The following is a 12,006-nucleotide window of genomic DNA, read 5'->3' on the forward strand; positions in this document are numbered from 1 at the left end:
ATTAAAGGCGGCTTAGTTCTTCGTTTAGCATTGGTAAATCAAGTTTTTGGTCTTTCGCGCATTGTTTTGCAATGTCATAACCGGCATCAGCATGACGCATGACACCTGTTGCTGGGTCATTATGTAAAACACGTGCAATGCGCTGTGAAGCGTCATCGGAGCCATCACAACAAATAACCATTCCTGAGTGTTGAGAGAAGCCCATACCAACTCCACCGCCATGGTGAAGTGATACCCATGTTGCGCCACCCGCTGTGTTAAGAAGGGCATTCAGTAGTGGCCAATCTGATACCGCATCTGAACCGTCCATCATGCCTTCTGTTTCTCGGTTAGGACTTGCAACAGAACCTGAATCTAAATGGTCACGCCCAATCACAACGGGCGCTTTAAGCTCACCATTCTTTACCATTTCATTGAAGGCTTGTCCTAGACGTTCACGATCTTTTAATCCAACCCAACAAATACGAGCCGGTAAGCCTTGGAACTGAATACGTTCACGGGCCATATCTAGCCAGTTATGTAAATGCGGGTTGTCTGGAATGAGTTCTTTCACTTTTTGGTCTGTTTTATAGATATCTTCAGGATCGCCAGATAAAGCAGCCCAACGGAATGGACCAATGCCTTCGCAAAATAAAGGTCTTATATAGGCCGGGACGAAACCTGGGAAATCAAAGGCATTCTCGACACCTTCTTCTAATGCCATTTGGCGAATGTTATTGCCGTAATCAACGGTTGCTGCGCCTTTATATTGAAGATCTAGCATTGCTTGAACTTGAATTGCCATAGATTGCTTTGCCGCTTTAACGACTTTAGCTTCGTCAGCTAAGCGCTCTTGTGCTGCTTTCTCCATTGACCAACCTTGTGGTAGATAACCATTTAGAGGATCATGAGCTGAAGTTTGATCGGTTACCACATCTGGAGTGATATTACGTTCTACAAGTTCAGGGAATACATCAGCCGCATTACCGAGAAGACCAACTGAAATCGGTGTGTCTGACTCTGTAATCATTGCTATTGCTTCATCTAAACTGGTGGCTTTTTTATCCACATAGCCAGTACGAAGTCGGTAATCGATACGAGATTCATCACATTCAACTGCGATCATCGAAAAACCAGCCATCGTTGCTGCTAAAGGTTGAGCACCACCCATGCCACCAAGCCCACCAGTTAGTACCCATTTACCTTGCGCTTGACCTTGGAAGTGCTTTTTAGCAATCGCTACAAATGTTTCATAAGTACCTTGGACAATCCCTTGAGAGCCAATGTAGATCCAGCTTCCCGCGGTCATTTGCCCATACATCATCAAGCCTTCTTTATCTAGCTCATTGAAATGCTCCCAATTTGCCCAGTGCGGCACAAGGTTTGAATTTGCAATGAGTACGCGCGGTGCATTTTTATGTGTTGGATATACACCAACCGGTTTACCTGATTGAACCAGCAGAGTTTGGTCATCTTCTAGTCGCTCAAGTACCTCTACAATTTTGTCGTAACATTTCCAATCTCGAGCAGCGCGACCAATACCGCCGTATACCACAAGAGCGTGTGGGTGTTCTGCTACATCCGGGTCTAAATTGTTCATTAACATACGCAGAGGCGCTTCGGTTAACCACGATTTAGCTCGTAGTTTTGTACCATGTGGTGCTCGGATTTCACGAGTTGTATCGAGGCGAGGGTCACTAGAGTGATGATCCGTCATTTGAAACTCCTTATTTTCACGTATTGGTTTATGTCGTTATTTTTATAAATGATGAATTAACGATGCATTGATGATCGTTTTATAAGTAAATGAAACTTGTAGGTTTATTCTTTGTTTTGCATTGCATTGACGATATCCCAACATAGTCGAGCAGCTAAACGCGCGGTTTGCCCATCTATGTCGAAATTTGGATTGTATTCGGCGATATCTGCGATCAAGAGTTTTGATTTTTCCTGCAATATTCGAGTGAATAGGGGAGCGATACTATCGTAACTGACTCCTCGCGCAGCTGGAGCGCTGACTCCCGGAGCTGTTGCTGCAGGAAACACATCTAAATCAATGGTGAGGTAGATAAGATCACACTCACCAATGAAGTGTTCTAGCTGAGCCAAATGTTTGTTGGTATTTGGGAGTGATAACTCACTATCTTCTAAATACCACACACCAAGGTCATTGGCTTTTTCAAATAATGCGGCGGTGTTGCTAGCTCGGCTTACTCCCAAGCATGCATAGTTAAATGGCCAGCCATGCTGCTGACAGAAATGCTGAATTTGGTTAAATGGAGTGCCTGAGCTCGGCTTTACTTGTGCGATATCACTATCAAAAGCTCTTAGGTCAAAATGAGCATCAAAGTTAATGATACCAATCTTTGGTTGAGTGACTTCTTGGGAACTATTTCTAGCTAGAGTCCCTTGTTTATCAAGTGAGCTTTGCTTGCCCAAAAAGTTTTGTTGACCCAGTATGTATTGCGAAAGCCCTTGAAAGGAAGCCCAAGCAACTTCATGCCCTCCACCGAGAGTAATGACTTTAGTCTTTTCCAGAGCATGAGCGATTACGTTGGCACATTGCTTTTGGCTGGACTCAAGTTCATCTTCTTCACATTCTATGTCCCCTAAATCAAAGATTGGCGAATCTTGATGCCAAGCCATATTGGCTAAAGCTTGACGGATTAAATTTGGTGCTTGTTTTGCACCAATTCTTCCTTTGTTTCTTGCTACGCCAGCATCGCTTGCAAAGCCTAAAATTGAAACTGGCATACTAGCTTGACTGTCTTCATTTTTAGTAAGGTCGGAAACACACTTTATCTGCGTGATGTGGTGAAGACGAGTGCCTTGATCACCATCTTCTGCATCATGGCGACCTTGCCATGTGAAATTGTGTTGTGTTGTCGGTAAATCTATATCTGCTTTGTGTCCGTTAGGTAAATCAGTCATGACAAATCACCCCATTAACAATACGTTTGAAGAGCCTTGGAACACCTACTTGATAGCTTAAGTCAGCAGGGTGTTCGATATCCCAAATAGAAATATCAGCCTCCATTCCTACTTCTAAACGTCCTCTAGTTTGAGGATGACCGATTGCTTTGGCTGCATGGCATGTAACACCGCGAAGCGTTTCTTCTGGGGTGAGACCAAATAAAGTGCAGCCCATATTCATCATCAAAGTAAGGTCGGCGAACGGGGATGTCCCAGGGTTAAAGTCAGTGGCGATAGCCATTGGAATATCTTTCTCGCGGAGTAATTGAATGGGAGGCAGTTGTGTTTCACGCAAAAAGTAAAAAGCACCGGGTAGCAAAGTTGCGACAGTATTACTGTTGGCAAGCGCATTGACACCATCACTATCAAGATACTCAATATGGTCGACGGACAGTGCGTTATAGCTGGCAGCTAATGCACTACCACCTAAGTTAGAAAGCTGCTCAGTGTGTCCTTTAATGGCAAGACCATTGGCTTTAGCGGCACAAAAGACTTTTTCGGTTTGCTCTAAATTAAAGCCAATGGATTCACAAAAAACGTCTACTGAATCTGCAAGGTTTTCTTGAGCTGCTGCTGGAATAATTTCTTGGCAAACATAGTCGATATATTTATCAGGCTTACCTGCGTATTCAGGTGGCAGAGCATGGGCTGCAAGTAAAGTAGTGCTGACTTTAATTCGTTTGTGATCTTCTAGCGCTTTTGCTGCCCTAAGCATTTTGAGTTCATCATCAAGCGTTAGACCATAACCAGATTTTACTTCAACACTGGTGACACCACTTCGAGTTAGACCTTCTAGTCTTGGCAAGGCAAGTTCTATTAACTCACTTTCAGAGGCATTTCGGGTGGCTTTGACGGTTGAAAGAATGCCGCCACCTTGTTTTGCAATAGTTTGATATGGCACTCCGTTAAGGCGCATTTCAAATTCATTTGACCGATTACCAGCAAAAACAAGATGCGTGTGACAGTCAATTAAGCCTGGTGTCAGTACTCTATTTTGGCAGTCAATGACGGGATATTGAGCGTTAAGGTCAGGAATTGATACATCAGCATGACTAGAGATAGATTCAATTTTTCCAGAACTGATAACAACAGTCATTGGCTGCGAAGGAAGGTATCCTTCAGTCCCTTTAGACATTGAAACTATGCGTGCATTTTTTAGTATCAAATTCATTTTTAACCTAAAGTATTTGGATTGTTTAAATGTATATACAAATAAATAGGTTAAAAATGAGTTTGGATCAAGTTGATGTTACGAATATGTGATCAATAAATAGAATGAAATGCTTTAATCGAGCAATACTTTAGAGCTTAATTTGTATTTAGAGCCCGGGTGATAGAGTAATGCAAAGCTAATTAAGCGATCTTTACTCCATGTTCTTCTGTTCAACAGTAAACAAGGTTCTGTGCTAGATAACTGAAGAGTTTCTTTGATTTTTTCATCCGGAATGATCGCCTCAACCGTATGCTCAATTGCCGTCAAAGGGCAAGTTTCTGAGAGATACTGATTGGGTGTTTTCTTGGAAAAATCTTGTGTTAAATAGTCAGGCACTGAATGAATGTTTACCCAGCGAACTTCTAGTTGTATGGGCTTATCATCAGCATAGTGAATTATTTCACTATAAAAAACTTTAGAATTCAGCATGATGCCTAGGCGTGTTGCTGTGGTTTCATCAGCATGTGTTTGTATCTGACTGAGGACTGTATTCTTATATACCTGACCACGAGCCCTTACTTCCTGAGATATATTATTAATATCGAGAAGCGGAGATTCTGCTTTTTCAGTTGGTGAGCAGACAAAGGTTCCAAGCCTTGGCTTCCTTATTAATTTCCCTTCGCTAACTAAATCACGAATGGCTTTGTTTACCGTCATCCGACTTACATTAAATTGCTCCGTCAGTTCTAGTTCGGTTGTGATCTTATGACCAACAGGCCAGTGACCACTCTCAATTTTAGTGTCTATAAAGGATTTGATTTGTAGGTATAACGGTTTATTGGTCATAAGTTAACGCCTAATTGACTATACAATTAGAGTAACTGATTCATTATTAATTACAATATTTTCACTGTTAATGTCAGCCCTGCTCTTATAAATGCTGTAAATAACTTGCTAAGAGTGAATGAGTAAGGATATTTTGTAGCGGATAAAAGTGTTATGAAAAACATAGAATTAGAAAGGAAAAGTTATGCTTAACAAACTGAAAGCGTCATTAGGTATTGGTGCAGCGAAAGTAGACACTGTGTTAGACAGCATTGAAGTATTCCAAGGCGGTGAATTGTCTGGAACCGTCAATATTGTTGGTGGTGATGTGGAGCAGCAGATTGATGCGATTAACATCGTTCTTAATACTGAAGTAAAAGTGGAAACAGAAGACAGCACCAGTTATGAAAATTTTTCGCTTGGCAGAATTCAGGCAGTAGACGCATTTGTTATTCAACCAGGTGAAACAAAGCAAGTACCATTTAGAATGTTGCTTAATGATGAAACACCAGTAACCGCTCTAAATGCATTAAAGAATCAAAGCCATGTTTGGGTAGAAACAACGTTAGACATTGATTTTGCGATTGATCCGAAAGATCGTGATTTTGTTGTAGTGAAACCTTTACCGGTTGTAGCGAAAGTCATCGAAGCGATTGAAGCGTCTGGTATGTCGATGGTAAAAGCTGACGTTGAGAAAGGTTTCCTTAATGGCAATACTTTTGCTTCACGCTCTGGTTGTTACCAAGAAATCGAATTCCGTTCAGGTGGCTTCGTTAACACAAAAGAGATTGAGCTTTCATTTATTGTGGAAGGGCAGGTGATTCATTGTTTAGCTGAAGTTGATCGCTCAATGAGCTTCCGTGGTGATCAATTTATTTCATTCAGCTTGCCTGTTAATGCTTCAGACTCTGATATTCGCAATGCAGTTTCAAGAGTGCTTAGTGTTTAAATATGCCATCGATTTAGAGGGCTGTTCACAGCTCTCTTATTATTTTCAAAGTCATCAAGAGACACACTTATAAAGCTGTACTCTCGCCAACGCTAATATTAAAAGAGTAACTAAAATATCCTAGAAGTCAGGGTTCAGTTACTTCGGAATTGGTATCGATATCCTATTTGAAAGGCAATATCAGTAGAGTTATCCATATTCACGACATTCTCTACAAATAGTAACTCAATCGCCGAATTTCCCATTCGATACCGGTAACCTGCTAGTATTTCATGCACAGCAAAAGATAGATCAGAGATCCCATTTTCTGCTCCTTCATATAAACGATACTCAAGATGAAGTTCGTGATTTTCTATAAACTGAAATTGATAGCCTCCCGCCCAAGAATACCTCAAAGTATTGTGTGGTAAATCTCCAATGGTTTGCGCATCATATTGATATACCACACCCATATTGGTGAACAAACTATGGTCAGCCACTCTGAATTCATAATTTAATTGAAGAGATTGTTCTAGTTGGTGACCTTCAAATGCACCGTTTGGCACTCGGTTATAAAAAATTGATGTCCCAGCAGATAAGCCATGATGTTCAACTGCTATTAGTTGGTACTGCGCATAAAAGGTGAATGCACTACTTATAGTATCCCCTTCAAAATCATCCACCCTGATATTGTACTTTGGTACAGCAATATTGAACTGATGATCATCGACTTGATCCCTGCCATTATGTTGGATGCTAAAGAAGTCATGGAAACCTTCAATTGGACCATCTAAATAATTATTTGAGGCGTAGTTCCAACGGTAGTGGAGGTCTAACTGAAGTTGAGGTGTAGCTTGCCATTTCGTACCGATGAAAAGTTGATTTTGATAATAATCGGCTCGGTAGTCACGAGTTTTTATCCAAATACTTGCAGCTGTTAAAGCTGAATACACCTCAGTTGAACCGTTTTCCATCGAATAACCGGAACGTAGTTGGGGGGTGAGGCTGTTTGTTTGAAGAGGAGCTTGAGCGTAACTGAGTAACGGACCAAAATTTGGTGTTGAATGTGGCTCGGAGGCTGATAGCTCGTCAATCGCAAAACTTTGGCTTGTGTAGAAAAAGGATAGTGCCGCGAAGATGAAATGCCTGATGTGAAGTGTCATCTTGTTTATATCGAGAGTAATCAAATCATAATCCGACTCAACGACTTTTCTCATACTAGCCTCCATGCAAAGCATAATTACTAATATGAAAAGTCTAGTTAGATAAATGATAGATATCTAATTAATTACGTAAACTGTTTCTTAGTATCTATATGTTGCTAGTAGACCGAAATTTGGGGCGTCAATTGAAAGAGGCGTGTAAATAGAGGGTATTTAGAAAGGAGAGTGAGGCAGTTGAAAGTTCTGTTCGATAGCTTTCCCGAGGCGGAAAGCTATCAATAGCTTATTAATTAAATCGTTAATTAGAAAGAACAATCTTAGGTGAAATGACGACAGGTTGCGCCAAAGTGAGAATCACTGGAGTAAGCGCTTTAGTTACATTAGTAAGGGTGTTGATGGTAGGGGCTAAGTTAATGCTTTTGATCGGTGAAGCAATCATCAAATTTGGAGCATATCGTGTACTTGTACATCCAACAGTAGAAGTTAATGCGATAGTAGCTAATAGTAACTTATTAAAAATGTTCATAGTTTCGTCCTTTATCTATGTAATCTATGTAAAGGAGATAAAGTATTTAGAATGCATCTCCTCTGACCTGTGAGGTAACAATGCATCTGTATTAGTTATAATTAAAGCTCAAACATTCAAGTTTATAATGTTGAAACTTGAAGTCGCATATTATGTTACTTGCCGTTGATAGAACCAATAGTATCGAACATATCGAAATGCCAACGCCTTAAAGCGATGACAATTGAGGTGCCATTCCTGTCTTTTATGTCAAGCTTAGAGTCGTCTTGGCATTCTTCATGGAAATCATCAATCAGCTTTTGAATTTTCTTCTGAAATTTTTGGTTGGTATGAGGAGACATAAGCCCAGTTGCCATGACTAATTTTTCATCTTGTCGATCAAAATGGCTATTAAAAAATTGTGGTAAGACTTCGTTAAGGAAGAAAGATTGAATCGGACCGCCTGCAATCCAATTAAAAGTAGGGGAAAGTAACAATCGAATACGATTCTCAGGCAATAATTCAATAATCCCAATGCGATCAAGTTCAGCAAGCTTTTGGATTAACATGCTTTTATTTATATTGTAACGATCCAATATTTCATGAAATTTGAAACCGTTCATTACGCACACAGAGACCATTAGTAATGCTTTATCGTCAACGATGTTCTGTTCTTGAGCGAGAGTTAGTGTTTGCAGCCCCGTTGTCGATAGAGAAGCGAGTCGAAACAGTTCCGCTAAATCGAACTGCATCAGTTCGCAAATTCTGTTTAGCCTAGACAAACTGATATTACTTCCATCAGCCAGAAGACGTTTAACTGAGCCTTCACTTAGATCCAATTGGACGGCAATGTCTTGATATTGAATTTCATGTAGTTTGAGCTGTTTTTTTAGTTCTTTAATGACAAATTTTGTACCGGCAGGCATATCGACTCTATATATTTATAAAACCCATTAAATCAATAAATAGAACTTAACAAGTAACTGAATAAAATAAAACTTTTGATGTGGATGACAAAGCATAAATTTGAGAAACTTTGCTGATTTCTACTTTTAAAGTTAAAGCTAGATCAATGTTTAGGCTCAGTAATACAGTTGTCTTATGCATTTAATTAACGAAACTAACATTTTTATTTATACTATTGTTATTAGATGAAGCAAAAAATTAAGGACTTTTAGATGAAATTGTTGGTTTTTATATTTGCTTTAGCACTATTTCCAATTGCTCAGGCTGAGCCTATGCAAATTATTTGGAAAAACAATCAGCAGCCCCCGATTATTTTGGAGATTAAAGATCTTCAAAAAATGCCCAATACATCTTTTACAACTGACTTACCTTGGCTCAACGGTGAATCCAAATTTACGGGTGTTTCCGTGTCTGATTTGTTCGATGAACTGGATGTTGAGCTTCCTGAAGTCATGACCGTACGAGGTTTGAATGACTATTCAGTTGATGTGCTGAAATCTGATATTGAACAGTATCATCCGATAATTGCTTTTCTGAAAGATGGAAACTTAATGCCTGTTAGGTATAAAGGGCCGTACTGGCTGATTTATTCGTTGAATCAGTATCCTGAATTAGACACTCCTGCTTACCATTCTCAAATGGTATGGCAGATAGAGAAAATTGAACTGATAGGCGATGACGAATAATTTTAAAATAATTCAACCTTTCTTACGTATAGCAAAAGTTATGTTGCTTACCATTTCATGTGTATTGCTACTTGCTAATATCTCTTTAATGAAGGAAACACGTCAGCTTGCAAAGTCGTATTCCGATCACCAAAACCAAGCTACATGGTTTCTTTTTCAATTGACGAAAGAGTTATCTGAACTTGTGGCTGAATCGAACCATATTGGAGACGGTGATGAGCATATGAAGTTTGTATGGTTGAAATATGATTTAGCCTGGAGCCGGTTCGATTTAGTGCTAGAGAGTCGTGAAGCTGATAATTTCCTTTCCAATAACCACACGAAGTCTTTCTTTACGAGTTTATTTGAAGATTACAAAGCACTGGAGCCTATGCTGCATGGAGTGTCAGATACCGACTTGGAAAAAGGGAAGTTATTCAACGAAGCGGTCAATGACCTTTATGTAAATATGATCGACTTTGTGAACCGAAACTTTAGAGTCGCAAGCCCGTTGTATCAAGAGCAACAGAGGAAAGCTAATAGACTTGAATCGTTACAGTGGGTTTTTCTAATTGGCTTTGTCTTTTGTATTTGTTTGATTAGTGGCACTTTCTATTTGGAAGCTAGGCACCATAAATATATTGCAATGTCTGACTCGCTTACTTCATTAGGTAATCGACTTGCTCTGTTTGAAGCCATAGGTAAGCTTAAACAGGATCAAAAAAACTTTACAGTTTATCTGCTAGATATGGATGGCTTCAAAGCTATAAACGACCAATTTGGGCATCAAGAAGGGGACAGAGTGCTTGTGGCTTTCGCAAAGTACTTAAATGGTATTACAGTTCCAAATTGTGAAGCTTATCGGATTGGAGGGGATGAGTTCGCAATTGTTCAAACTTTTAGTAACCCAACTTTGGAAGGCAGCGTGGTTAATTATGTGCGTTATCCTTCACAAGGTAATAACTACTTCAAATATAGCCAGCTCGCAGTCAGTGTTGGGGTATCGCATTACCCAGACGATGCCGAAGAGGTGGATGACCTTTTGGGTATTGCGGATATGAAGATGTATGAGATGAAGTTTTCTAATAAGCAGGATAAACAGAAGCGAAAAAAACAGGTATGATACGGCAGTTTTTTAAATCCTGAGTTGGGAAGGTCATGGCAAAGTTAACATTACAAGAGCAAATGCTAAAAGCTGGCTTAGTAAATGAAAAAAAATTAAAGAAAGCAAAGAAAGGCTCTAAAAAGTCTCGAGTACAAGCAAGAGAAGCAAAAGCTGCAGCTGAAGAAACAAAATTGACGCAGCAAGCGAAAGATAAAGAGTTAAATCAACAGCTAAAAGACAAGCAGTTGAGTAAAGAAATTAAAGCTCAGGTGAAACAACTGATCGAACTTAATAAGTTGGATCTTAAGAGCGGTGAGATCAAATATAACTTCACAGATGGTACTATCGTAAAATACCTTTATGTTGAAGAGTTGACTCGTAAGCAACTGAGCAGTGGTATTTTAAGCATTGCTCGCGAAGGTGAGGGTTATGCCGTTATCCCTACAGGTGTTGCAAACAAAATCGCGATGCGTGATGAAGAATCAATAATTGATACTCAGATAACGGAAGAAGTCTTAGACGAAGATGATCCATATAAAGATTTCGTAATCCCAGACGATCTAATGTGGTAATGCCTTTCATTAGAAAGTTTTAAGACAGTAAAGGCGTGCATAAGAGCTTTTCTTAAACATCTTAGGGCTATGCTGATAACTTAAAATATTCTTATTAAAAATGCAGCGGCTATTGATAAAGTAGCCGCTGCATTTTTGTATCTAGACAAGCAATGAATTGACTAAATGATTGATATAGCATGTCTTAATTCATCAGTGTTACGAGCGGTCTTTAAAGTAGTCTCGAACAAATTGAATGAACACTTTATGCTTTTGCGCTGGGTAAATCATCTGCGGGTGGAATAAATACACACTGTTATTCATTTCAATACATTCATCGGCAAGAACTAGTTCCAATTCTCCATTCATTACCTCTTTTTCTACGTAATAACTCGCAATACGAAGAATGCCATTCCCAGCTAGGGCTTGCTGTTTCAGCAAATGGTTTTCGTTGCTCGATACCCAGCCAGATACGGTAATATCTTCCGATAAAAGTGGCCATAACCTTTGATGTAAAGTTGCTAAGCATTGGTGGTTGTGAAGATCAGAGACTTGATTCGGTCTCCCAAACTCTTCTAGGTATGCCGGTGATGCTACTAAGTCATGCTGGTATGAGATAAGTTTGGTTGCCACCATGTTCTCTGGTGGAGTATTAGTAGCTCTGAAAGCGATATCAATACCGTCTTGATTTAGGTTGAATGTTGTATAGCTAGAGTTGATCTCAAAACAAATGTCAGGATAGATCTTCTTAAAACGCTGACAAATATCAAACAGAAAAACTTCAGCGAACATTTTAGTTGCGGTAAGCCTAAGCAAGCCACTGACTTTTTCATGCTCATCAGACACACTCCGTTCTAGGTCTAGCACTTGGCTGCGAATTGTTAGCCCCTGCGCAAGCACTCGCTCGCCTTCTTGAGTCAGGCGAACACTGCGAGTTGTGCGAACCAGTAATGGGCATTTTAATTCAGCTTCAAGCCTTTTTACTTGCTCTGATAAATAGCTTTTTGATATTCCTAATGTTTGAGCTGCCTTAGTGAAATTAAGCTGTTGAGCAAGTTCGACAAAAAGCATTAAGCGTTCTATGCGCTTGTGTTCATTCATCTTGTTTTCACCTTTCCCCTGAAATGCTGCGAAATTTGGATAGCAGCCATGGCTGACCAATATCTTGTTTGTTCATTATAGCGAACAATTAA

Annotated in this window: 12 protein-coding genes; 4 read left to right on the forward strand and 8 right to left on the reverse strand. The window is 39.7% G+C overall.

Annotation, left to right across the window (positions count from 1 at the left end):
* Position 1: 1 nt before the first annotated feature.
* The 4 genes from hutU to hutC all read right to left on the reverse strand — a co-directional run bounded on the left by hutU (position 2) and on the right by hutC (position 4,951).
* Positions 2–1,696 (reverse strand): urocanate hydratase, encoded by a 1,695-nt coding sequence (gene hutU / locus L4C37_RS12315; RefSeq protein ID WP_429768749.1) that lies wholly within the window; start codon positions 1,694–1,696, stop codon positions 2–4.
* Between the two features lie 104 nt (positions 1,697–1,800).
* Positions 1,801–2,910, reverse strand: coding sequence for an arginase family protein (locus L4C37_RS12320; RefSeq protein WP_429768750.1), 1,110 nt, complete (start codon positions 2,908–2,910; stop codon positions 1,801–1,803).
* Complete coding sequence (gene hutI / locus L4C37_RS12325; RefSeq protein ID WP_429768751.1) at positions 2,903–4,123, reverse strand: imidazolonepropionase; 1,221 nt, start codon at positions 4,121–4,123, stop codon at positions 2,903–2,905. Before hutI ends, L4C37_RS12320 begins: the two co-directional genes overlap by 8 nt.
* Before the next feature lie 114 nt (positions 4,124–4,237).
* Entirely contained in the window at positions 4,238–4,951 is a 714-nt protein-coding gene (gene hutC, locus L4C37_RS12330) for a histidine utilization transcriptional repressor HutC (RefSeq protein ID WP_273293425.1), read from the reverse strand.
* Between the two features lie 184 nt (positions 4,952–5,135).
* Here hutC and L4C37_RS12335 point away from each other — a divergent pair, with 184 nt between their 5' ends.
* Positions 5,136–5,879, forward strand: a complete 744-nt coding sequence (locus tag L4C37_RS12335; RefSeq protein WP_429768752.1) for a sporulation protein — start codon at positions 5,136–5,138, stop codon at positions 5,877–5,879.
* A gap of 134 nt (positions 5,880–6,013) precedes the next feature.
* Here the strand turns inward: L4C37_RS12335 and L4C37_RS12340 are convergent, their stop codons facing one another.
* From L4C37_RS12340 to L4C37_RS12350, 3 genes are all read right to left on the reverse strand, one after another.
* Positions 6,014–7,075, reverse strand: a complete 1,062-nt coding sequence (locus L4C37_RS12340) for a DUF3187 family protein (RefSeq protein WP_429768753.1) — start codon at positions 7,073–7,075, stop codon at positions 6,014–6,016.
* Between the two features lie 244 nt (positions 7,076–7,319).
* The gene (locus tag L4C37_RS12345) at positions 7,320–7,547 is read right to left on the reverse strand and encodes a hypothetical protein (RefSeq protein WP_137372693.1); all 228 of its coding nucleotides are present in this window, start codon (positions 7,545–7,547) and stop codon (positions 7,320–7,322) included.
* A gap of 155 nt (positions 7,548–7,702) precedes the next feature.
* Positions 7,703–8,452, reverse strand: coding sequence for a helix-turn-helix domain-containing protein (locus tag L4C37_RS12350; RefSeq protein ID WP_137372694.1), 750 nt, complete (start codon positions 8,450–8,452; stop codon positions 7,703–7,705).
* A 252-nt stretch (positions 8,453–8,704) separates the two neighbouring features.
* Between L4C37_RS12350 and L4C37_RS12355 the strand changes: the two genes are divergently transcribed.
* Genes L4C37_RS12355 through L4C37_RS12365 form a run of 3 tightly spaced genes read left to right on the forward strand, consistent with a single transcriptional unit; the run spans position 8,705 to position 10,834 of the window.
* The gene (locus L4C37_RS12355; protein ID WP_137372695.1) at positions 8,705–9,178 is read left to right on the forward strand and encodes a putative pterin-binding protein; all 474 of its coding nucleotides are present in this window, start codon (positions 8,705–8,707) and stop codon (positions 9,176–9,178) included.
* Entirely contained in the window at positions 9,168–10,280 is a 1,113-nt protein-coding gene (locus L4C37_RS12360) for a GGDEF domain-containing protein (RefSeq protein WP_273293420.1), read from the forward strand. The genes L4C37_RS12355 and L4C37_RS12360 overlap by 11 nt, the downstream gene beginning before the upstream one ends.
* A gap of 35 nt (positions 10,281–10,315) precedes the next feature.
* On the forward strand, positions 10,316–10,834 hold the full coding sequence (locus tag L4C37_RS12365; protein ID WP_137372697.1) for a DUF2058 domain-containing protein: 519 nt from the start codon (positions 10,316–10,318) through the stop codon (positions 10,832–10,834).
* Between the two features lie 198 nt (positions 10,835–11,032).
* On the opposite strand, the gene L4C37_RS12370 is transcribed toward L4C37_RS12365, so the two are convergent.
* A complete protein-coding gene (locus tag L4C37_RS12370) occupies positions 11,033–11,914 on the reverse strand; it encodes a LysR family transcriptional regulator (RefSeq protein WP_137372698.1) in 882 nt (293 codons plus the stop codon).
* Between the last annotated feature and the right edge of the window lie 92 nt (positions 11,915–12,006).

This window comes from Vibrio kagoshimensis (genome assembly GCF_050337535.1).
Lineage (GTDB): Bacteria > Pseudomonadota > Gammaproteobacteria > Enterobacterales > Vibrionaceae > Vibrio > Vibrio gallaecicus.

Excerpts from the sequence above, each read along its gene's own strand:
- hutU (WP_429768749.1), bottom strand. The coding sequence starts at position 1,696 with ATGACGGATCATCACTCTAGTGACCCTCGCCTCGATACAACTCGTGAA.
- L4C37_RS12320 (WP_429768750.1), bottom strand. The coding sequence starts at position 2,910 with ATGACTGATTTACCTAACGGACACAAAGCAGATATAGATTTACCGACA.
- hutI (WP_429768751.1), bottom strand. The coding sequence starts at position 4,123 with ATGAATTTGATACTAAAAAATGCACGCATAGTTTCAATGTCTAAAGGG.
- hutC (WP_273293425.1), bottom strand. The coding sequence starts at position 4,951 with ATGACCAATAAACCGTTATACCTACAAATCAAATCCTTTATAGACACT.
- L4C37_RS12335 (WP_429768752.1), top strand. The coding sequence starts at position 5,136 with ATGCTTAACAAACTGAAAGCGTCATTAGGTATTGGTGCAGCGAAAGTA.
- L4C37_RS12340 (WP_429768753.1), bottom strand. The coding sequence starts at position 7,075 with ATGAGAAAAGTCGTTGAGTCGGATTATGATTTGATTACTCTCGATATA.
- L4C37_RS12345 (WP_137372693.1), bottom strand. The coding sequence starts at position 7,547 with ATGAACATTTTTAATAAGTTACTATTAGCTACTATCGCATTAACTTCT.
- L4C37_RS12350 (WP_137372694.1), bottom strand. The coding sequence starts at position 8,452 with ATGCCTGCCGGTACAAAATTTGTCATTAAAGAACTAAAAAAACAGCTC.
- L4C37_RS12355 (WP_137372695.1), top strand. The coding sequence starts at position 8,705 with ATGAAATTGTTGGTTTTTATATTTGCTTTAGCACTATTTCCAATTGCT.
- L4C37_RS12360 (WP_273293420.1), top strand. The coding sequence starts at position 9,168 with ATGACGAATAATTTTAAAATAATTCAACCTTTCTTACGTATAGCAAAA.
- L4C37_RS12365 (WP_137372697.1), top strand. The coding sequence starts at position 10,316 with ATGGCAAAGTTAACATTACAAGAGCAAATGCTAAAAGCTGGCTTAGTA.
- L4C37_RS12370 (WP_137372698.1), bottom strand. The coding sequence starts at position 11,914 with ATGAATGAACACAAGCGCATAGAACGCTTAATGCTTTTTGTCGAACTT.